Raw genomic sequence first — 705 nt, forward strand, 5'->3', positions numbered from 1 at the left:
CGCCCGGCCCCGACAGCAGCCACAACACGCTGCCCGGCACCGCACGCACGGCCGCGAGCGCGCGCGCCACGCTGGCCGGGTTGAGCTTGTAACTGTTGTTGAAGCAGCAGAACACCGAGCCCGTCGCCGGCAACCCGCATGCCTCGCGCGACGGCGGGACGGGCAGGGCGCGGGTGCTGTCGGATGGCTGGAAACAGCGTGGAAGTCGCACCACCGTCTCGCTGAAGTGCGGTTCCAGCGCGGGCGGCAGCACGAACTCGTCGGCCAACACGTAATCGATCCACGGTGCGCCGGACGTGCCGGGGTAAGCGAGCCAGTTGACCTGCACCCGCGCTGGCCGCATTGCCAGCACTTCGGGCGTACCGCCACCGCCCCAGCCGCGCAGGTCGAACAGCACCTCGATGGCGGCGTCGCGGATCGCCATGGCCACCTGGGCATGGTTGCGCCCGGCGACATCGTGCACCCGGGTGGCGGACTCCAGGCGATGGCGGATCGGGCTGCGGTCGCGCGGGTTGAGTGCGAACAGGTGCAGGTCGATGTCCGGCACCGCGCGTAGGGCTTCGAACAGGGCCACGATCAACAGGCCGGTCGGGTGCGCGCCGAACCCGTTGGAAAGGAAGCCGACGCGGACGGTTCCACCCGCTGGGCGCGGCGGCACCGGCGGCAGGCGCCGGATGGCGCGCGCCAGTGGTGCCGCCCGCAGCC

General features: G+C 72.1%; 1 protein-coding gene. It reads right to left on the reverse strand.

The window, feature by feature from the left end; genetic code table 11:
• The coding region (locus ACKVMH_RS13580; RefSeq protein WP_459167121.1) for an O-linked N-acetylglucosamine transferase family protein at window positions 1-705 on the reverse strand (705 nt) is incomplete at both ends.

The organism is Lysobacter zhanggongensis, assembly GCF_046638635.1.
Classification (GTDB): domain Bacteria; phylum Pseudomonadota; class Gammaproteobacteria; order Xanthomonadales; family Xanthomonadaceae; genus Novilysobacter; species Novilysobacter luteus.